Origin of the sequence: Neisseria sp. Dent CA1/247 (assembly GCF_022870825.1) — a bacterium.
In the GTDB taxonomy this organism is placed as follows: domain Bacteria; phylum Pseudomonadota; class Gammaproteobacteria; order Burkholderiales; family Neisseriaceae; genus Neisseria; species Neisseria zoodegmatis.
Map to the genome: position 1 here is coordinate 1,801,496 of NZ_CP091522.1, position 21,505 is coordinate 1,823,000.

General features: G+C 50.1%; 16 protein-coding genes and 2 pseudogenes. 8 read left to right on the top strand and 10 right to left on the bottom strand.

The genetic code is table 11. The annotated features are described in order from the left end of the window. The first annotated feature begins 125 nt into the window (after positions 1–125). The 7 genes and pseudogenes from LVJ85_RS08855 to LVJ85_RS08885 form a co-directional block, all read left to right on the top strand. Positions 126–2,399 (top strand): type VI secretion system Vgr family protein, encoded by a 2,274-nt coding sequence (locus LVJ85_RS08855; protein WP_244738985.1) that lies wholly within the window; start codon positions 126–128, stop codon positions 2,397–2,399. Between the two features lie 12 nt (positions 2,400–2,411). Beyond that, a complete protein-coding gene (locus tag LVJ85_RS08860) occupies positions 2,412–3,548 on the top strand; it encodes a DUF2169 domain-containing protein (protein WP_244738987.1) in 1,137 nt (378 codons plus the stop codon). 59 nt (positions 3,549–3,607) lie between these two features. Next, entirely contained in the window at positions 3,608–7,699 is a 4,092-nt protein-coding gene (locus LVJ85_RS08865) for a PAAR-like domain-containing protein (protein WP_244738989.1), read from the top strand. A 38-nt stretch (positions 7,700–7,737) separates the two neighbouring features. Beyond that, positions 7,738–8,049, top strand: a complete 312-nt coding sequence (locus LVJ85_RS08870) for a hypothetical protein (protein WP_244738991.1) — start codon at positions 7,738–7,740, stop codon at positions 8,047–8,049. Between the two features lie 46 nt (positions 8,050–8,095). Further along, on the top strand, positions 8,096–8,401 hold the full coding sequence (locus LVJ85_RS08875) for a barstar family protein (RefSeq protein WP_244738992.1): 306 nt from the start codon (positions 8,096–8,098) through the stop codon (positions 8,399–8,401). Between the two features lie 42 nt (positions 8,402–8,443). Continuing rightward, on the top strand, positions 8,444–8,680 hold the full coding sequence (locus tag LVJ85_RS08880; protein WP_244738993.1) for a hypothetical protein: 237 nt from the start codon (positions 8,444–8,446) through the stop codon (positions 8,678–8,680). A gap of 18 nt (positions 8,681–8,698) precedes the next feature. Next, positions 8,699–9,688 (top strand): annotated as a pseudogene (locus LVJ85_RS08885) (type IV secretion protein Rhs); the annotation flags it as partial. Between the two features lie 53 nt (positions 9,689–9,741). On the opposite strand, the gene istB reads toward LVJ85_RS08885, so the two are convergent. Next, on the bottom strand, positions 9,742–10,470 hold the full coding sequence (istB, locus tag LVJ85_RS08890; RefSeq protein WP_306424952.1) for an IS21-like element helper ATPase IstB: 729 nt from the start codon (positions 10,468–10,470) through the stop codon (positions 9,742–9,744). Further along, entirely contained in the window at positions 10,457–11,989 is a 1,533-nt protein-coding gene (gene istA, locus LVJ85_RS08895; protein WP_182073206.1) for an IS21 family transposase, read from the bottom strand. Before istA ends, istB begins: the two co-directional genes overlap by 14 nt. A 116-nt stretch (positions 11,990–12,105) precedes the next feature. Here istA and LVJ85_RS08900 point away from each other — a divergent pair. Next, a pseudogene (locus LVJ85_RS08900) lies at positions 12,106–12,792 on the top strand (type IV secretion protein Rhs); the annotation flags it as partial. Here LVJ85_RS08900 and LVJ85_RS08905 read toward each other — a convergent pair. From LVJ85_RS08905 to LVJ85_RS08940, 8 genes are all read right to left on the bottom strand, one after another. Then, on the bottom strand, positions 12,793–13,845 hold the full coding sequence (locus tag LVJ85_RS08905) for an AbrB family transcriptional regulator (RefSeq protein WP_244738994.1): 1,053 nt from the start codon (positions 13,843–13,845) through the stop codon (positions 12,793–12,795). It lies immediately after the preceding pseudogene. Positions 13,846–13,973: 128 nt separating this feature from the next. Then, positions 13,974–15,467, bottom strand: a complete 1,494-nt coding sequence (locus LVJ85_RS08910; RefSeq protein WP_244738995.1) for a tripartite tricarboxylate transporter permease — start codon at positions 15,465–15,467, stop codon at positions 13,974–13,976. Between the two features lie 19 nt (positions 15,468–15,486). Beyond that, complete coding sequence (locus LVJ85_RS08915; RefSeq protein WP_085363593.1) at positions 15,487–15,924, bottom strand: tripartite tricarboxylate transporter TctB family protein; 438 nt, start codon at positions 15,922–15,924, stop codon at positions 15,487–15,489. A gap of 158 nt (positions 15,925–16,082) precedes the next feature. Further along, on the bottom strand, positions 16,083–17,078 hold the full coding sequence (locus tag LVJ85_RS08920; RefSeq protein ID WP_244738996.1) for a tripartite tricarboxylate transporter substrate binding protein: 996 nt from the start codon (positions 17,076–17,078) through the stop codon (positions 16,083–16,085). Positions 17,079–17,551: 473 nt separating this feature from the next. Continuing rightward, the gene (fabG, locus tag LVJ85_RS08925) at positions 17,552–18,313 is read right to left on the bottom strand and encodes a 3-oxoacyl-ACP reductase FabG (RefSeq protein WP_244738997.1); all 762 of its coding nucleotides are present in this window, start codon (positions 18,311–18,313) and stop codon (positions 17,552–17,554) included. 127 nt (positions 18,314–18,440) lie between these two features. Then, on the bottom strand, positions 18,441–19,079 hold the full coding sequence (locus tag LVJ85_RS08930) for a 4'-phosphopantetheinyl transferase superfamily protein (RefSeq protein WP_244739000.1): 639 nt from the start codon (positions 19,077–19,079) through the stop codon (positions 18,441–18,443). A gap of 102 nt (positions 19,080–19,181) precedes the next feature. Further along, positions 19,182–20,870, bottom strand: coding sequence for a D-lactate dehydrogenase (dld, locus tag LVJ85_RS08935; protein ID WP_244739001.1), 1,689 nt, complete (start codon positions 20,868–20,870; stop codon positions 19,182–19,184). Positions 20,871–21,024: 154 nt separating this feature from the next. Next, the gene (locus tag LVJ85_RS08940; protein WP_085363597.1) at positions 21,025–21,309 is read right to left on the bottom strand and encodes a hypothetical protein; all 285 of its coding nucleotides are present in this window, start codon (positions 21,307–21,309) and stop codon (positions 21,025–21,027) included. Positions 21,310–21,505 lie beyond the last annotated feature (196 nt).

Consider the following 21,505-nt stretch of genomic DNA (forward strand, 5'->3'; position numbering starts at 1 on the left):
GAGGATGTAAGCAGGCCGTCTGAAATAACACATTCCGAAATCCACCTGCAAATGATTAAAAATAAAGGTTTAGGCGCTTAACAAACGGAATGTTGGTTTTTAATGTGAATAAGGAATTTCCCGAAATGAATAGAACAATCGTTGCTCATACACCTTTGGGACCACAACTGTTATTCAAAAAAATGCTTGGGGCGGAATCCGTTTCCAATCTTTTTGAATTTGATATCACATTTGTTTCTAAAGATTCCAATTTACAAGGCAAAGATATCATCGGCCAGCCCGTAACGCTGGAAATCGATACCGAAGCGGGCAGCCCGCGCTACCTGAACGGCTTGGTTACCGATTTCGGCTACATCGGTGAAGATGAAGACGAAGAGGGCTACCATGCTTATGCTTGTACCGCCCGCCCGTTTATGTGGTATCTCACTCAAAATGTAGACAGCAGGGTGTTTGTTGATAAATCGGTGTTGGATATCGCCAATGAAGTTTTATCGCCGTTCGGATTCCCATATCAAGTGAAATGCCAAAAAGGGTATCGGACAAGGGGCTTTTGCGTTCAATATCAAGAAACCAGTTTCGATTTCCTAAACCGCTTGTTTGAACAAGAAGGCATTTATTATTATTTCACCCACAGCAACGGCTCGCACGAGCTGGTTATCGCAGACGATGTCGGCATTTTGCAGGCGATTCCTTCTTCCAACATTCCTTACCACTCCCGCCAAACCGCGCCGGGCGCGCCCAGCACTGCTTATATCGACATCTGGGAAGAGCGGGACTCTCTGAAATCCAGCCAGTTCGTTACACAAGAATACAATTATAAAAACGCCAAAGTGCCGATGAAGTCTTCGGATTCCGTCCACGATTTCAGCTCGGTTTCTATGGAACATTATGATTTCTATACCGGCTTCAGCGATGTTTCCGAAGCGCAGAATTACAGCCAAGTGCGCAGTGAAGATTTGAAGAGCCAAACCAAAGTCATTACCGGCTCAGGCACGGCGTTGACGATTGCTCCGGGCTATACGTTTACCCTGAGCAGACACCCGCATTCGTCATCCAATACCGAATATACGATTTTGAAGGCAAACTACGATTTTGAAGAAGCCGGCTATACCACCGGCGACCGTATCGGCAAATTCAGAATTTCGTTCCGTGTATTGCCGAAGTCGTACCAATACCGCCCGCCGCTGAAAACACCCAAACCGAAAGTGTTGGGCACGCAGGCCGCAACGGTAACCGGCCCGGCCGGAGAAGAAGTTTATACCAACGAATACGGCGATATTAAAGTTCAATTCCATTGGGATCGCTACGGCAAAATGGATGAAAACAGCTCCAATTGGGTGCGCGTAACGCAAGGCTCGGCCGGTGCGGGATACGGTTCCATCAATACGCCGCGTATCGGCGAAGAAGTGTTGGTCGACTTCATTAACGGTGATGCCGACCGGCCGATCGTATTAGGCCGTCTGTATAACAGCGCAATGTCGCCGCCGTGGGGGTTCCCTGCCGCCGCCAAGCAATCCGGTATTAAGAGTAAAAGTTTCAACTCGCCGCTTTCCAACTTTAACGAGTTGATGTTCAACGATACCGCCGGCTCTGAAATGGTGAATTTTCAGGCGCAGAAAGATTTGACATCGCTGGTTAAAAATAACGAAACCCGCAACGTCAATAACGACCGCACCACCACCATCGGTAATAACGAAACGGTAACGGTGGTGGGCGACAGGGCGAAAACCGTTCAGAAAAACGAAACGGCTTCGATTACCCAAAACCGCACCAAATCGGTGGGGCAGAACGAAACGGCCAGCATCACCCAAAACCAAAGCATCAGCGTCGGCCAAAACCAAAGCACCAGCGTGGGCAAAGACCAAAGCGTCGACGTGGCGATGAACCGCAGCCGTTCGGTCGGTCAAAACGAAAATGTAACCATCGGCCAAAGTCAGGCTTTGACAGTGGGGCAGGATCAAAACGTTACCGTCGGCCAAAACCAAGCGTTTACCGTCGGAGCCAACCGCAATAAAACCGTGGTTTCAAACGAAGTCAGCAGCATCGGCGGCAACAAGCAGGAAACGGTAAGCCAAAACGGTATGAATAATGTCGGCATCGGCCAGATGACCAATATCGGTGCGGGCTATATGCTGAACGTCGGCGGCGGCTGGATGACCAACGTCGGAGCGGCGGAAATGCACAGTGTCGGCCTTATCATGAACATCAATGCCGGCATGAACATCGGCCTCAATGCCGGCCGCAACATTACTTTGTCCGCCAATTCCAAAATCACCCTGCAAGTCGGTAATTCCATGATTGTGATGGATAAAAACAAGATTGCGATTGTCAGCAAAAAAATCAAAATCGTCGGTTCCAAGGTGGTGGATATGGACGGTAAAAAAGTGGACATCAACTAGAGAAGAACCGTTATGTTTGAGCTGGAAAACTTTACCTGTTTCCACACACAGCAATTTAAAAACGTCGACCAATTGGATCGAACGTATGATGTTGTGGTGGCCAAAGTCAGCTATGAGTTTGAAATCGACCCGGCAACCGGCAAGACGGAATTACAGTTTGCCCGCACGCAAACGCCGCTTACGTTTGCCGATACCTTTTACGGCGAGCCGTCGCAAACCGCCACCGAGTTTGAAAGCGATTTTTGCCTTTATAAACCGAAAACGGATTTTGTGATCAATGCGGTAGCCTACGCGCCTGATGATCTGCCTGCCCGGCAATTTGCCGCTTCGGTCAGCATCGGCGATTACCGCAAAACCCTTGCCGTTACCGGGGAGCGCTATTGGGTACGCGAAGCCGTGGGCTGGTCTGTCGGCGAACCCTCCCCTATCCTTTCCCTGCCCATCCGCTATGAATTTGCTTTCGGCGGCAGCGAAGTCGAAGACGACCACACAGGCTATCAGGAAAACGCCATCGGCATCGGCTATTATCCGAAATCCTTCCTGCAAAAAAACAGCTTCAAGCGGATGCTGAGAGCCCATCAGATTTACGATCCGGCCAAACCCGTGCGCGATCCTGCCGAAAAAGCCGCCCCCGAAGGCTTCGGCTTCATGCCGCGCTACTTCGCCCGCCGCGCCAAACATACCGGCACCGCCGACACCCATTGGATTGAAAACCGCGCCCCGCTGCTGCCGGAAGATTTTTCTATGGCCTATTGGAACGGCGCGCATCCGTCGCTGCAACTGCCCCATCTGAAACCCAACCATATTTATGAACTCGGTTTCTCCGGTATGGTGCATTCCTTCCAAGCGCCCAACCAGCACTTTACCGTCGAACTGCCGGTAGAAACCGTGTTCGTCCATGCCTATACCGCAGCCAATCAGTCATTGTGCAAAGATATGGTGCTGGATACCGTGTTTGTAGATGTGGAAAAACGGCGCATCGACTGCAACTACCGAACCTCTTTTGCGGAAGAGCTGGAAATCGCTTCGTGTCAACTCAGGTTTATCGCGCGGCACGAACGGGGAGACCAAATCGCCGCCGCCCAAGCCTGCCGTGATTCGCAAACTGAATTTATCCCCATACCGCCGTCGTTAACGGCACCCGCATAAACCGATTGATTTCCGACCGCAAACCGCTTTAAGCAGATTACCGAAACAGGAGCATATTCATGGCCATCAACAAAATCGCCCGTAAGAGCAGTTCGTTCCGCGTGATTTTTACCGTGCCCGATTTCTGTTGGCCGCCCCCGCCCGCTCCGCCGCAAGTGCCGCCGATTCCTTTCCCGCTGTTCGCCGACCTCGGCGGTGCTAAAAAAGTTGCCAAAGACGTTAAAATCAACCGCAAACCCGCTTTCGTCTTCAAAGCCAGTAAAACGAACCGCACCTACGGCGACGAAATCGCCCTACCCGGCCGCAAAGGGGTGATTTCCCGCACCGCCACCAAACCGGCCTGGCCGATGATGCATTCTTCTTCGGTTAAAATCCGCAAGCGCTATATCGTCCGTGCCGGCGATATGTTCCACATGAACAATAAATATAATAAAAAACTGCCGCCGAAACCGTGTATTTCCTGTAAGGCTGCGGCGGCGGTCGGCCGCCCGGTCAATCCGATTCACGGGTTGAAGTTTCTGGAGAACGAAACCGATTTTGCCTTCGAAGGCTTGATGCCTTTGGTGTGGAACCGCAGCTATTATTCCGACCAAGACGGCACCGGCTGGCTCGGCGAGGGCTGGAGCATACCCGGCAGCCAACGCATCATCCGCGATGCGGCAGGCTTGGCCTATATCGACGATCAGGGGCGGCTGTTTCCGCTGCCGGAAGTGGACGAAGACGATGAAGAACCGGTGTTGTTCGAGAGCGAACAAATCTGGTTCAGCAAGAATTCAGACGGCCATTATGTGATTGCGTCGCTGGACGGTTCGGTGTCGTTGCGTTTCGCGCCGCTGGCGGTGTCGGAAGACGATCCGAACGGCAACAGTTGCAGCCTCTTGCCATTGGTGGCGGTGGAAGATGCCAACGGTAACCATCAGCGCTTTATCTACCACCCGCTCACCGGATTGCCGCAATACGTTATCGACGGCAACGGACGGGTGTTTTATCTACACTTCGGCAATGTCGCCGATGCCGCCGCGCCGAAGCTGCGCTTGTTGTCGGTATCGTTGCTCGATGCCCTGCCCGCTGTCGGCGCAGCCGCGCAGGTCGGGGCGGCATTGGTGCGCTACGAATACAGCTGCAGCGGCGATTTGCTGCGCGTGATCGGCCGCGACGGCGCGGTCAAACGCAGTTTCACCTATCAAAACAACCTGATGGTGTCGCACACCGATGCGGCGGGTTTGACCGCCTATTACGAATACAGCCATTACACCCCCACCGGCAAAGTGCTGCGCAACTGGACTTCGTTGGGCGAAGAATGGCGTTTCGCTTATCACGACGGTTACACCGAAGTGACCGACGTGTTGGGGCGCACCGAACAATACTGGTACGACGACAACAACGAACTGACCAAACGGGTGTTCGCCGACGGCAGCACCAACATCATGGAACGCGACAACTTGGGCCGTCTGCTCAGCCACACCGATGCGATGGGGCGCGTTACCCGCTACCGATACAGCAACGAAGGCCAAATCGAGACCGTCGTCCGCCCCGACGGCGCCATGCTGCATTTCGACTACGACGACAGCTACCGCCTCATCCGCAAAAGCGATGCCGAAGGAAACTACGACGGCTACACCTACGACGAAGCCGGCAACCTGCTCACCCACACCGACCCGCTCAAACACACCACCCGTTTCGAATATGCCGGCAACGGTTTGCTGCTGAGCGTGACCGACCCGAAAGGCAGCACCACCGAATACCGCTACGACCATAACCACCAGCCCGACCTGATTACCGACTGCTCCGGTTACCAAACCAAACTGGCCTACACTCCCGAAGGACAGTTGGCGCGCATTACCGATGCCTTGGGCCGGCACACCGAGTATCACTACGACGCCAACCGAAACCTCACCCTCGCCCTCTATCCCGACGGCAGCAAAGAAACCTTCCGTTACGACCATGCCGGCCGCCTGACCGCCCATACCGACGGCGAAGGCCACACCACCACATACGAATACGGCCAAGACGGTTTGCCGACACAACGCACCAATGCGCTGGGCCACACCTTCGACTACCACTACGACCAAGCAAGAAGGCTCATCGGCCTCACCAACGAAAACGGCGCCCGCTACCGCTTCGCCTACGACGTGCTCGACCGTTTGGTGGCCGAGAGCGGTTTCGACCGTAAACTGACTGCTTACCACTACAACGCCGGCAGCGAACTGGTGCAGCAGAGCGAATACGGCACAGTCGACATTACTGCCGACAAGAACCTTTCAGACGGCCTCAAAGACCATACCCCATTGATTGTGAGCGAATACGGCCGTGACAACTTAGGCCGTCTGAAACATATTCTTGCCAAATATACCGACGGCAGCATCGGGCAGCGCACTTACGACTATGATTCAAACGGCAACCTGATACGCGCAGCCATACCGAACCACAGCACAGCCTTTGACTACAATCCCAACGGCGGCATTATCGGCGAATATGCTTTGAAACTTCCCGCAGCGCAGGAATGCGCCGCCTTGGCTTTGCCCGAATTGGATTGGCAGATCCCCGAACACGATATGTTCCTGCTCGGCAAAAGTGCCGATATCCGTTATTTTTATGATGCAAACGGAAACCGCACCGTTACCGAACTTCCCGACGGCCAACGCATCCATCACTTATATTACGGCAGCGGGCATTTACACAGCATTATGCTGGACGACACCGTTATCGCCGATATCGAACGCGATAAGCTGCACCGCGAAATCCAAAGGACACAGGGAGCCTTGACCAGCAACTACGAACTGGACCCGCTGGGCCGTCTGAAAGCCCAAATCGCACAACTCAACGGCCTGTCTGAAAACGGCAAAGCAGCCGTAGGGGCGGGTTACAGCCAAACCGCCGTCAAACGCAGCTACGGCTACGACAAAACCGGCAACCTTACCCATTCGACAGACCAAAGAAGTGGTACGGTACATTACGGATACGACCCGCTGGGGCAAATCACCCAAGCGGGGGACAAACGGTTCGCCTTCGACCCCGCGCACAACATTATCGACAACCGCGAACGCAAAATCCAGAACAACCGCATCGACACCTATAACGGCGCAAAATTCTTCTACGACGCATTCGGCAACACCGTACACAAAGAATTTGCCGACGGCAGCACCCAAAACCTGTACTACGACGTGTTTCACCAACTTGTCAAAACGGAAACGTTCAAACACAATCCTGAAACGGGAGAATGGGTAAAAGAGACATGGCTGTTTGATTATGACGCATTAGGTCGCAGAATCAGTAAAGGCCGTCTGAAAAACGGCGGGCAAATTTCAGACGGCCTCGAAGACGTTACCGAGTTTATATGGAGCGGCAGCCGCCTGGTTCAGGAAGTAAACGGCAACGGCAGATATACCTATATCCACACCGACCAAGACAGTTACGAACCGCTGGCGCAAATTCACAGCTACACCGATACGGACGGCGAAAGCAGACAGGAGATCAACTACTTCCACTGCGACCAAATCGGCATTCCGCGCGAGATGACCGATAGGGACGGCAATCTGATATGGTTCGGCGAATACGATGCTTGGGGCAAACTCTCCAAAGAGACCAACGTAACGGGAAGAGCGCACCAGCCGTTCAGGTTGCAGAACCAGTATTGCGACAGCGAAATCAGGCTGCATTACAACTTCTTCCGGTATTACGATCCTGATGTGGGTAGGTTTGTTAATCAGGATCCGATTGGGTTAGGAGGTGGGGATAACATGTATTGGTTTGCGCCAAATGCAAATCAATGGATTGATATTTTAGGATTGATACGCGTTGGTAGATGGATGAGTGTCCAAGAATGTCAAAAAATGAAAGCAACTAATAAGGTTATAGAGAGCGATTCGGGAACTACTCATGTGGCAGTACCTGCGAACCCAAATGCTTTCGGTAAGCAAGCGGCAACAGGAAGTGTTTTTGTTGCTTTTGATGTTCCAGATTCATCTGTGAAAATGACAAATGCTCAATCAGGTTGGGGAAAAATTTTAGGGCCAAATACGCTGGAGGCACGATTAGCGAAGAAAAAAGGAAAGCCTGTTCCACAAATGCCCGAAGCTACTGATATACAAGTTTGCAAAAGAAAAGATAAAAATGGCAATATTAAAGATAATGAAAGCAATGACTGCTAAAAATCATATAACTAAATATCATTTTTTGGAGATTACAATTGAACGGAATTAACCCTTTAAACGATTTTATAACTTATCTAAAAACATTGGATTTATCTAATTTTGAAATTCTAGAAAGTTCAGATGATCAATCAATGGAGGTCATGAGCCTAACTTATATATCTGATGAAATTTTAGGAAGATTTACAATCTTGCATGAGCTAGGAACTATCATTGATATAATTGATGTAGATTCAGAACAACAAATTCAATTATTAAAACATGACAATAAAAATGTGAAAGATGCTTTAGAAAAATTCCATATTTTTCTAAATTCTTGCCAAATAGACTATGACAATATATTTAAATAACAAATAAAGATACGTTTTATGAAACATTTGTAGAGGTAATATTATAATGAGTAATACTCTTGTCGTAGATATTAATCTAGGAAGTTTAAGAACATCAAACAGTTTTTTAAAAATCATGAATGAAAAGTTATACTTTCCAAATTATTTTGGATTTAATTACAATGCACTAGATGAATGCATGCAAGATTTAAGCTGGTTACCTGAAGGAAAAATAATTATAAATTTCAAATTTATAGAAAGACTAAGAAAAAAAAATGAATCTTTATATAATATAATATATGATTGCCTTACCATGTATCAAGAATATTGGCAAAAAACTCAAGATAAAAAGCAAGTTGTAATAAATTTTTGAATAAAATTTCAATAAATATATTAAATTAATTTTAGTTAAACCATGAAAATTAATGACAGAAATGATTTTTTAGTTTTTTTAAGAGAATTCATCAATGAAACAAATACAGGAAACTTTGAAAATAATACCTTAAGTAGCTTTTTAGAGGCCATGGAAAGCTGGATTAAGGATATGGATGGATATTATAAAAATATAGGCAAAGAAGAGTATTGCGATAATCAAACTTTAAATTGGAGCATGTTGGCAGATATTCTTAATGCAGCACGAATATACGAATAGCTTGTAAACAAAACATACATATTCCCGCTTTCAGACGGCCTCCAAGACAAAACCCCGCTCAGAATCACCGAGTTCCAACGCGACATCTTGGGCCGCCTGATCCAAACCCTTGCCCACGACAGCACAGGCAAGGTTCAGGAAACCGCCTATCATTACGACCCCAACGGCAACCTCGTCCGCGCCGCCAATGCACACAGCATTACCTGCTTCGACTACAACGCAGGAGGCCAACTCATCGACCAGCACCACTGGAAGGTACCGACCCGAGAAGAAAACGCCAGAAACTGCCTGATAGCCACCGACTGGCGCGACCCGCAGTACGATATGCTGTTTTTACCGCAGACCCAAAGTATCCGTTACCATTACGACTTCAACGGCAACCGCACCACCACCGTATTGCCCGACGGCAGACAAATCAACTATCTGTATTACGGCAGCGGCCACCTGCACCAAATCAACCTCGACGGCGAAGTCATCAGCGACATCGAACGCGATAAGCTGCACCGCGAAATCCAAAGGACACAGGGTGCCTTGACCAGCCGCTACGAATTGGATCCGGTAGGCCGTCTGAAAAAACAGATTGCCGCCCTCAACGGCCTGTCTGAAAGCGGCAAAGGCAAAAACAAAGTAGCGGCGGGTTACAGTCAAACCGCCGTCAAACGCAGCTACGGCTACGACAAAACCGGCAACCTGCTCCACAGCAGCGACCAGCGGACGGGCACCACGCACTTTGAGTACGACAAACTGGGCAGAATCACCCGAGCGGGCAACGAACGGTTCGCCTTCGACCCGGCACACAATATCCTGTCCACCAACGGCCAAACCGTTTCAGACAGCCTCAACGCCGTTACCGACAACCGCATCAAACACTACAACGGCATCAGCTATTATTACGACGACCTCGGCAACCTGATTCATAGGGAACTGCCCGACGGCGAAGTACAAAACTATTTCTATGATTTGCATGACCAACTGGTTAAGGTGGAAATCTTTAAGAAAGACGGCAGTTGTCAATTCCATTCCAAAACTGAGCCACAGTTGTGGTCTAAAATTGAGCCACCCTATGAGCGGTGTTTCATCCGGTAAGAATCATTGCCCGTCTCAAAAATATCACAGCAATAAGTCAGGCGGTCCAGTAAAGCACCCGTCATCTTTTCATCCATAAACAGTTTCACCCATTCGCTAAAGGCCAAATTGGTTGTCATGACAACACTCGTCCTTTCATGCAGTTGGCTCATCAGATGAAACAGCAGCGCACCGCCTTTCTGACTAAACGGCAGATACCCCAACTCATCAAGAATCAACAAATCGTACCGACATTGCTGCTCGGTCAGTTTCAGACGGCCTTCGTCTTTGTCTGCTTCCAATTTGTTGACCAAGTCCAGTACATTCCAAAAACGTACCCTAAATCCTTGTGTCGCCGCTTCGATACCCAATGCTGTGGCAATATGCGTTTTGCCCGTACCCGGTCCGCCTACCAACACCACATTACGCTTCTGTCTGATATAGTCCCCGCCCAAAAGCAGTTCCAATGCCGGACGGTGTATCAAACTCTGCTCAAAATCGAAGTCGGCCAAACTGCGGTGTTGCGGAAACCTTGCCTGGCTAATCCGGTTTTGGGTACTCCTTGCGGTTTTGGCTATATGTTCGGCAGTCAACAACCGCTCCAGAATATCCAGCGTACCCCGTTTGCGACGGATGCCGTCCACTACGATTTCATCCCACTGCTCCGCCATCGCACCGAGTTTCAATTCTTTCAACAGTCCCGCCAGACGTTCATGCTGCATGATGCTTCTCCTTCATCGTATCCGTTTGTTTGCCCGACAGACTCAGTAAGCGGTCATAACGGCTGCAATCAACTGACGGCGGGACGGTAAGCGGGATGTCCCTAATATGGAAACGGGGTGGCGGAGGTTCTTTCAGACGGTTGATGATGTTCAAGACTGCCTCCGGAGTCGGCATACCTTCGTCCAATGCCAATTCCGCTGCCGTCAATGCCAAGTCGGCATCGTATTCGGCCATCAGGTTCAGCAGTTTGACCATCACCCGGTCTCCTTTGGGCTGCTTAAGCAAACAGGCTTTCAGACGCTCTATGACGGGCGGCAGTACCCAGCCGATAAAAGCCCTGCCGTCTCTTAACGCTCCGGGTTTCTTTTGCAGATAGGGCAAAAAATGCCAAGGGTTATAGCTGATGCCGTCTTTCACAAAGCTGCGCGGATGTTCGGCAATGCAGTCGGTATCGCTACAAAAGCGGACGGTCTGTGCGCCGATATAAACCCTAACCGTATTGCCCGCCCATTCGACCGGCACGCTGTAACGGTGGCGTTCGACGGTAACCAAAGATTGGTTGCTGACTTTGAGTATCTCCAAACGTTCTGCCGGATAGGGACGGAAAGCAGCCAACGAATGCTTCTCCCTTTCCCATATGTCGTTAACCGGCTGCCTGTATTCGGGATGTTTGTGCTGCCGCATCAGCCGCAGGCATTGCTGTTGCAGGTAGTCGTTGAGAGAGGTAAAGGAATCAAAAGCCAAAGTCGGCTTGAACAATCTTTCGCGCAGGTGGCGTATCTGCCGCTCGACCTGGCCTTTCTCCCAGCCGGAGGCCGGGGTACAGGCAACCGGTTCAATGAGAAAGTGGGTCATCATCTGTAAAAACTGTGCGTTAAACTCTCTCTCCTTACCTTTGCCGATTCGGGTAACGGCGGTCTTCATATTGTCGTAGATACCGCGGGCAGGTACGCCGCCGAAGAAAGCGAATGCGCGGTTGTGCGCATCCATCAACATATCAGCTTTCTGATTGGGATAAGCACAAACGAAAAAAGCCCTGCTGTGGCATAAGCGGAAATGAGCGATATTTACCTTAACGGTCTGTCCGGCCAAACAAACGGTTTCGATACTCCAGTCAAACTGATAAGCATCACCCGGAGCAAAAGCCTGAGCCATAAAGACCGGAACCGGCTTGGGTTGGTGCTGTTGGCGGAATTTGCGGATAAATACGGCAACGGCACTGTACTGTCCGGCATAACCGGCATCTTTGAGGCGTTCGAAATGTCGACGGGCAGAAAGGTGTTGCTGTTTGGGCAGCCGGGCTTCTTGGAGCAACTGTTGGGTCAACACGTCAAGAAAAGGACCGAGCTTGGGGTAATGGGTTTGTTCTCTGCGGTAGACGGGGGGTTCGACTGTGGCGTGCTGCAGATATTTGGCGACTGTATTGCGGGAGAGTTTGAGTTGTTTGGCGATTTCACGTTGTGAGAGTTTCTGTCGGTGAAAAAGCCGGTGCACTTTTGCGATGGTTTCCATGCATAACATCCAGGTTGGGCTCCGCTGTGTGATAGAGCGGAGCAGTTTATAACAAACGGAGAGTGGCTCACTTTTGGAGCACAACTCCCCGTTTCCCTGGCTCAGTTTTGCACGATATTTAACAGGAGGTACCGACTAAAGAAGAGAACGCCCGAAACGGCCTGATAGACACCGACTGGCGCGACCCGCAGTACGATATGCTGTTCCAGCCGATTACCGACAGCATCCACTACCATTACGACTTCAACGGCAACCGCACCACCACCGTACTGCCCGACGGCAGACAAATCAACTACCTGTATTACGGCAGCGGCCACCTGCACCAAATCAACCTCGACGGCGAAGTCATCAGCGACATCGAACGCGATAAACTCCACCGCGAAATCCAAAGGACACAGGGAGCCTTAACCAGCCGCTACGAGCTAGACCCGCTAGGCCGTCTGAAAAAACAGATAGCCGCACTCGACAGCCTGTCTGAAAGCGGCAAAACAGCCGTAGGGGCGGGTTACATACCCGCCCGCACCCCTGCCCAAACCGCGGTCAAACGCAGCTACGGCTACGACAAAACCGGCAACCTGCTCCACAGCAGCGACCAGCGGACGGGAACGACGCATTTCGAGTATGACAAACTCGGCAGAATCACCCAAGCAGGCAACGAACGGTTCGCCTTCGACCCTGCGCACAATATCCTGTCCACCAACGGCCAAACCGTTTCAGACGGCCTCAACGCCGTAACCGACAACCGCATCAAACACTACAACGGCATCAGCTACTACCATGACGAGTTCGGCAATCTCATTCACCGCGAGCTGCTATCCGCCATTAATTTTCCGCTTTACCCATCCCTCCATAAACCGGCACAAAACCCCGGCACTACCAACTACCGCCACCATACGGGAAACGTGGAATGCTGTAACAACCGGCACCCCGAGCTGTAATACTTTTGCGGTAATCGTCATTTCCGCAACTCCTCCGGGTGCCAAGCCTAAGCCTAATGTCGGTAAGGGAATTACACTGATTTTTGCCAAAATATAAGTTGCCAGCGCTGTGAGTAAAAGCGATATGGTTACGCTGACCGCCACTACGCTTAATAAACGCGGGGCGCTTTTGAAAAAGCTCGGTAAAAATTTGTTCCCCAACGCCCAGCCGATAAATAATTGCCCGATTTTAGAAATCACGAGCGGCATGGCGGATAAGTGGATGTCGGAAACGGTCAACAATATTGCTGCCAAAAGAGGGCCGAACGTCCACGGATTCGACCATCTTCGCCACTCGAAAAATCGTGCAAACATATAAGCCAAACCAAAGAGCAATATCAAGCCACCCCAATGTATTTGCGTGTTTTGCTGCAATACGCTGTTATCGATGTTTTGATAGCCCATGTATTGATAGAAAAACGGCACGATGGTCACAATCATCAACACACGCAGCGAATGCGCGGATACGACTTTGTCGATTTGTGCGCCTTTCTGATCGGCCATATTCGCCATTTCACTGGCTCCGCCCATGGCCGAAGCGAACCAAGCAGTTACAAAATCCACGCGGGCAAAACGATAAAGCAGCAAACTGCCAAGCACACCCAGACTAACGGAAAACACCATACCGAAAAGCAGCCAAGGCCAATATTTGAGCAGCAAACTGACCATATCGGGCGTGAAATAAAGCCCCAAAGAAATTCCGATAATCGTTAAGCCCACTTTACGGCACAGCCCCGGTGCTTTTACAGGTAAGCCGTTCAAGCTCAACACAGCGGTTGCCAACAATGAACCCAGCAGCCACGGAATCGGCAGCCCGATAGCATTGGCGGCTAATGCGCCGGCAAGCGCAGCGGCAAACCCGATTAAATACTTGGTTAACGTGTTCATTTGGGCATTCCCTATTGCATCAAAGCAATTCAGTAACTTACAGACAATGTATAACAAAAAACTGCATATGGTACATATTCTTAATGAAACCATATGCAGTTTGCCATCATATCGCTATCAGCCGTGCGTTAAGCAGCTTTACGGCGGCGCAACCAACGGTATATCGGCAGCAGCACCATAAACACAGACAAAGTCCACAAAGCCTGCACAATCACTCCGTTAAACAAAATACCGACATCGCCTTGCGAAATAGACAGTGCCCGGCGTAGGCTCGACTCCATCAATTCACCCAACACATAACCCAAAATCAATGCTGAAAGCGGGAAATTCAGTTTACGCAGGATATAACCGAAAATACCCAAACACACCATCAAAATCAGGTCGAAAGTTGTGCTGTGAATAGCATAAACGCCTACGAAGCTTACCGCCGCAATGGCAGGAATCAGAATGTAATTCGGCACATTCAACAATTTGGCAAAGAAACCCACTAGCGGAATATTAAGAACCAGCAAAATCACGTTGCCGATAAACAAAGAGGCTATCAATCCCCACACAATATCGGGCTGTTCGCTAAACAGCTGTGGGCCGGGCGTGATGTTGTAAAGCGTGAGCGCGCCCATCATCACGGCGGTCGTGCCGGAGCCGGGCACGCCCAAAGTCAGCATGGGAATGAACGAACCGCAGGCAGAGGCATTGTTGGCGGCTTCGGGGGCGGCAATACCGCGCAAATCGCCATTACCAAAATTGCCTTCTTTGCCGGCAATTTTTTTCTCGTTGGTATAAGACATCGCACTGGCAATCGTAGCACCCGCTCCCGGCAGAATACCGATAAAGAAACCGGCTACACCGCTTCGCACAATCGCACCCAAACTGAACAGCAGTTCTTTCAAATTAAACAACGTGCGCTTGCCCTGCTCCAACGCTTTTTGGCCTTTTTCCGTATGCTCCAGCATGATCAGAATTTCGCTGACGCTGAAAAAGCCGATAACGATGGTGGTGAACTGGATTCCGTCCGACAAATTAACCGAATCAAAAGTAAAGCGGTACACACCGGTTACGGCATCCACACCCACCATCGCCAAACCCAAGCCGATCAGCGCTGCTACTCCGGTTTTCACCGGTTGGTCGCTAACCAAGCCACTTAAGCAGGTAATGGCAAACACCATCAGTACGAAGTATTCCGCAGGGCCGAATGCAATCGCCCAATGTGCCAACAAAGGTGCAAACAAAACCACGCCGATGGTGGCAATCAGGCTGCCGACAAACGAGCTGGCCGCGGATAAAGACAACGCAATGCCCGCCTTACCCTGCTTGGCTAAAGGATAACCGTCAAGCGTTGACATAATCGCCGCCGCATCGCCCGGCACATTAAGCAAAATAGCCGAAATCCGCCCGCCGTACTCACAGCCGAGATAAACGGCCGCCAGCAAAATCAAAGCCGAATCTGCCGGCAAGCCCAACGCAAAGGCAAAAGGCAGCAGCAAAGCCACGCCGTTAATCGGCCCCAAACCGGGCAACATACCAACAATGGTGCCGATAAAGGCACCGATAAACGCCAGCAACAGGTTTTTCGGCATCAAGGCCACCTGAAAACCCGACATCAAATATTCTAACGTTTCCATTTATATACCTCCGCCATGATCAACCGAAAAAGCCCAACGGCAGCGGCACATCAAGCAACGAATTAAACAATAAATACAAAAGCCCGCCCAATACCGCACCGGATATTGCGCAATGCAGGGTTTTGCCGCCAAACAGCTTGCCCACGCCGAAAGCCATCAAAGCCGTGGCGATAGGAAAGCCTAAAATTTCAAACAAAACTGCATAAGCGGCCAAAAACCCGATACACAGGCCGACTTTTTTCAAAATGGCCGGGGTATAGCCTAAATCAATATATTCTCCACGCGGCCGCACAATCAAAAACACGCAGCACAAACCAAGCAGAGAAAGAATCAGCACGGGATAAGGGCGCGGCCCTAAGGGATCATAAGCAATCGGAGCCGTATAACCCCATGCCAGATAGAGAAGGCCGAGCACTGCCAACAACAATACTCCGGCAAACAAGCGTTCTATTTTCATACGCTTAAACTCCGTCGAAAACCGTCAAAAGTATTCTTTAATCACTATACGGCCAAATCATAATAAAAACCGGCAACCGCAGTTGCCGTTTTTATCAATTTCAAGTTTTATCAAACACTTGAAAAGCTGTTCGAGCCAATACTTACCCTCTTTCCCAATTATTTGATCAACTCGAATTCTTTAGACAACGCACGCATTTCTTCGGTATTTTTTTCCACATACCGTGCCAATTCGTCGCCGGTCAGCTGGAACGGCAGCAAATCACGTTGGGCACGCAATTCGGCAAACTTCGGATCTTTCAGCATGGCATCGAAATGGGTTTTCCACCATTGGAAAGCCTCTTCGCTCACTTTCGGCCCCATGTAGTAGCCGCGGATTACCGGCCATTCCACGTCATAGCCCTGCTCTTTTGCCGTAGGAATGTCTTTCAGACGGCCTTCCAGTCTGTTCGGCGCAAACACCGCCAAAACGCGCACTTTGCCGGATTCGATATGCGGCCCCATCTCTGCAATACCCGCGCTTACCACGCTGATATGGTTACCCAAAACCGCCGTAACCGCCTCGCCGCCGCCTTCAAGCGCCACATAAGTCATGTCTTTCGGCTTGATGCCGGCAGCCTTGGCCACCATCGCAGTTTGCAGCCAGTCTTGACCGCCCACGCTGCCGCCCGCGCCGAAGCTGATGGATTTGGGGTCTTTCTTCAACGCCTCAACCAAATCTTGCAGGTTTTTCAAAGGCGAATCAGCATTCACGGCAACCATACCGTAATCGGTGCCGACAGCCGCCAGCCAGCGCACGTCTTTTTCTGAATATTGGCCGAACTTGCCTTGCGCCAAGTTCAACAGCGAGCCGGTAGAAAACGCCACAATCGCATCGTTATTGGCAGGATCGTTGGCAACGATTTTGTTATACGCTACTGCGCCCACACCGCCCGGCATATACGTTACGCGCATCGGTTTATCCAATTGGCCGGTATCTTTCAAACCGCTTTGCGCCAGCTTACAAGTCAAATCAAAGCCGCCGCCCGGTTTGGCCGGTGCGATACATTCAGGCTTGGCCGGAGCGCCTGCTTCTGCTTTATCTTTATTACATGCGCTCAATGACAATGCTGTCGCAACTGCCAAGCTTAAGTAGGTATATTTTTTTAATTGCATATCGATTTCTCCAATAGAGGTATGTGTCAAAAGACTTGCAGGGCATCTTCAAAACGGTTTGAGTACAGTGAAGCTCTCGACAAGTCTCTAGCGAAAAAATTAAATGAGAATTGAAATTTTGTCAAATTTATTTAATTTTTTGTGAAATTTTATGTTTCATCTGAATAGTTCTTAACATGTTAAGAACTTTTTTCTGCCGGCTTATTTATCATCAACATCCCGCAGTTTCATGCTTAAAACAGAAAAATCTGCATGAAAAACAAAGCTGAACCTTTACACATGCCGACTCGTTTTCACAAAAACTCATTATATAAGTATTAATTATTTTCATCTTAATTAAATCACACGAATAATTTATCTGCCGGGATAAAAACAAAGACCGGGTTCTGTTTCTCACAGAACCCGGTCTTTTGAGGCCGTCTGAAAGTCCAATCTGCTTTTTCAGACGGCCTCACTCAACTACTTCAAACCTATTACAACAAAGCTTCCGGCGACTCCGGCAGAATCTGCCCGCCGTCCACAATCAATGTTTGGCCGGTAATATAAGCAGCTTCACGGCTGGCTAAAAAACAGGCTGCATAGCCGATGTCTTGCGGCTTGCCGAGAGTGTGGGTCGGAATGGCCGCACGCATTTGCGCCAGATAAGTTTCGCCCTGCGCTTCCAAACCTTCGGTCAAAATATTGCCCGGCATCACGGCATTAACGGTAATGCCGAAGCGTGCATATTCAAGCGCTGCACTGCGCATAAAGCCGAGCTGCCCGGCTTTGCTGGCGCCGTAATGGCTCCACCCCGGAAAACCGGTTACCGGGCCGGTAATCGACGAAGTAATCACAATCCGCCCGTAATTCTGCGGCTGCATCACGTTTAAGGCCGCCTGAACGATAAAAAACGTGCCTTTCAGGTTGATGCTGTGGGTGTTGTCCCAATCGGCTTCGCTCATTTCGGCTAAGTTTTTTTGCGGGAAAATGCCGGTGTTCGAACACAAAATATCAAGCTTACCGTGCTGCTTCACCACTTGCTCAACCGCTTCCCGGCAACTTTGCTGAGAACGCACATCCAAATATTGATAATGCCCGCCCAATGCGGCCGCCGTTTTCTCTCCGTTTTCACGGTCGATATCGGCGATAACGACATTGGCTCCGGCTTTTTTCAGCACTTCGGCAATGCCTTTGCCGATGCCTTTGGCGCTGCCGGTTACTAAAGCGGTTTGGCCGTTGAGGGAAAATAGATTCATGGCTTCTCCTTTAGATTGTGGGTTTATTGGCTACATGCTTTGTAAAGCGAACAATACCGTTAAGTTGATATTTTACGCCCTTAGCCTGCGGGTTTAAGCCTAAGTATCTTTTGTTTAAACATCTGCTTTAACCGTTGCCGCTGCAAACATGCCAACGCTTTATGATGTGGACTTCCATATCACGCGGCGCTTCCAGCGTACATTCCGCCTGCCCTTTCCATACGCAAGCCAGCATGAAATTGCCTATTTTTGCGCTTATGCCGTTCCAACCACCCTCTTGGTTCACATGCAGACATTTGAGGCCGTCTGAATCATATTGCCACCCTACCCTTTGCATATCCGACGGGAACGCCAAACCTGCGGCTTTCAATAAGGCTTCTTTCAAGGTCCACAGTTCGTAAAAATCTTCACTCAGCCAACCGCGTTGCGCCAAATATTCCTGCTCGTGCGGAGCAGCCACCCACTCGGCCAGCGCCGCAAAATCGCGCGGCCGCATGTATTCCAAATCCACACCGGCATGCGGTACGCCATTACCCGTTAAAACAGCCGCCGAACCTTTGCTGTGCGACAAAGACAGCACGGGCAAAACCGCCTGCTGCTTGAGGTAGCGGCTTACCTTCCAATCCATCCGTTGCGCCAGAGACGGATTGTGCGCCACGCGGTTTTTGTCCTGCACATCCAGCATTTCCGCGCGATACAGATCGGCGCAGCTGTGATCTGCAAGCAGGCAAATCAGTTGGGGCTGCTTCGTCAAGGCCGTTTCCATATCCATCTATCCATAAAACCTTGAGGCCGTCTGAAAAAGTTGCGAAGCTCTCAAGTTCGCTTTCAGACGGCCTCAATCTCTCCAACCATCATCCGCCGTTTATTAGGCCCAATGTTTCTTTTTAGACGTTTTACCAATCCCCGGATTAAAACTGTTGGTCGGGTCGAGCTTGCGGTAAAACTGCTTCAAAGCAGGCTTGGCTTCATACAGATGGCCTACGTTGTGCTCCGCCGGATATTGAGCGCCGCGTTGGTCGAGCAGCTCCAGCATTTGGTGTTCCAAATCCGTGCAGTTATGGCCTTTTTTCACGATATAGTCTTGGTGGAATACATGGCACATGAAATGGCCGTAGTAAAGTTTGTGGCTGATTTTACTGTCGATTTCAGACGGCAGCCGTTCAAACCAATCATCATCGTTGCGGCGCAAAGCAATATCCAGCGCCACAATGTCTTCCACTTCTTGATCATGCACGGCACGGTAGCGCACGGCTGCGGAAGCCACGGCAAAACGGTGCAGCATGGCCGCTTGGGTTTCTTCGGGGCTGCATTCAAAATAAGCGCCCGATTTTTCGGCAAAATAAGTTTTCAAAAACGCCCTCGCCTCGTCAACCCCCTCGCCGCCCATTTTCAAAATCAAATGATGCTCGAAACGGCTGCGGTAGTCGCGCAAAGAATAAGGAAGATGTTCCGGCAGATATCGGCTGACAAACTGCAAAACCTTATCTGAAAAGTGCGGCGGCAACAGCTTGAACTTCTTGCCCAACCGATCGACTTTTGCCTTGAAATCAAACAACTTGGGCAGCTGGTGTGTGCCGAATTTTTTAATCACCCAAAACGTGTCTTTGCCGTACTCGGCAGCCATATCAAAGGCATCGCGGTGAATATATTCGCCGGAAACGGGCAGATTTTTGAAACTGCCCAACACGGCGCGGCGGATGTCGGTGAGTTCTTGGGTATCGTTGGTGCCGATATAGAAAACGGCGATATTTTTTTCCAAAGGAAAGGTATCCAAGCGCACGGCAAACACCATCAGCTTGCCGGCACAGCCCGATGCTTCGTAATGGCGGGCAGGGTCGGCATTGAAACGGGCGGCGGTGGGTTCGTCCACTTGGCGCACATGATTGCAGTAGGCGTGATCGTGGCCTTTTCCGGCATCGCGGGTAATGTCTTTTTGCTGATAATGATGGCCTTGCAGATTGGTGAGGATTTCTTCGGGGGTTTCGCCCAAATCAATGCCCAGATGGTTGATTAAATGAAGCTTTCCCTGTTCGTCTATTTGCGCGAACAAAGCCATTTCGGTATAAGCGGGGCCGCGTTGTACCAGTGCGCCACCCGAATTGTTGCACACGCCGCCCAGCACGGATGCGCCGATACACGATGAGCCGATTACGGAATGCGGTTCGCGCCCCAACGGTTTCAGCAGCAATTCAAGTTGATTCAAAGTAGCGCCCGGCAGACACACGACTTGCTCGTTGTTATTGATGGGGCGGATGATGTCCATGCGCATAGTGTTCACAATCACGATATCGCGGTCGTAATCGTTGCCGTCGGGCGTGGAACCGCCGGTCAGCCCCGTATTGGCAGCCTGCGTGAGCACAATCACATCGGCTTCCACACAGGCTTGCAGAATCTTCCATTGCTCCAACACAGTGCCCGGCCGCACCACGGCAAGTGCTTTACCTTCGCCGAAACGGTAGCCTTGGCGGTAGGGTTCGGTTTTGGCCGGATCGGTAATGATGTATTGCTGGCCGACAATTTCCGTGAGCGTTTGTAACAACCGGGTTGCGTTCATGATGTTCTCTTATATTCAATGGTTACTTGTGAAATATAACAAGTGTGCGTTTTTTTCACAGATTGGTCAAATATGTAAAACAAAACTTCCCCATAACAAAACCGCCCTCTGAATCGCTATAACTCAGAGGGCGGCCGGTTAAACGGAGAACGTATTATTTACAGTTCACACCTTGAATTTTCGGCGTATCACCATCGCCGACTTTAAATACGCACTTGGTTGAAGAGCTACCCGAAATGGTCAGATTACCGCCGGACAGATTGAGGTTAACCGGCTCTTTCACGCCCATGCTCACGGCAGTAGAAGCGAGCTTTTGTACGTTGTCTTGTGTGTAAGATGTGTTATTGGATGCTACTTTGATTTCTTTGGCTGCATAAACGTTTGCAGTCGCCAACAAAGCAGCGGCGGCATACAGGGCAAAGAATTTGGTTTTTTTCATGGATTTGTTTCCTTAACAATGGTGCAATACATGCACCGGTGTATGTAGAATAGGGGCAAATGCTTTCTACTGCAAGTTATGGGATTTTTTTTACCGAATAATGTTGTAAACCGATGCATTTTCTTCACATTTTTAGCAGCTTAAAGCAACAAACTATTGTTTTTACATTATTCGTTCCATCAAAAAATTTCAGACG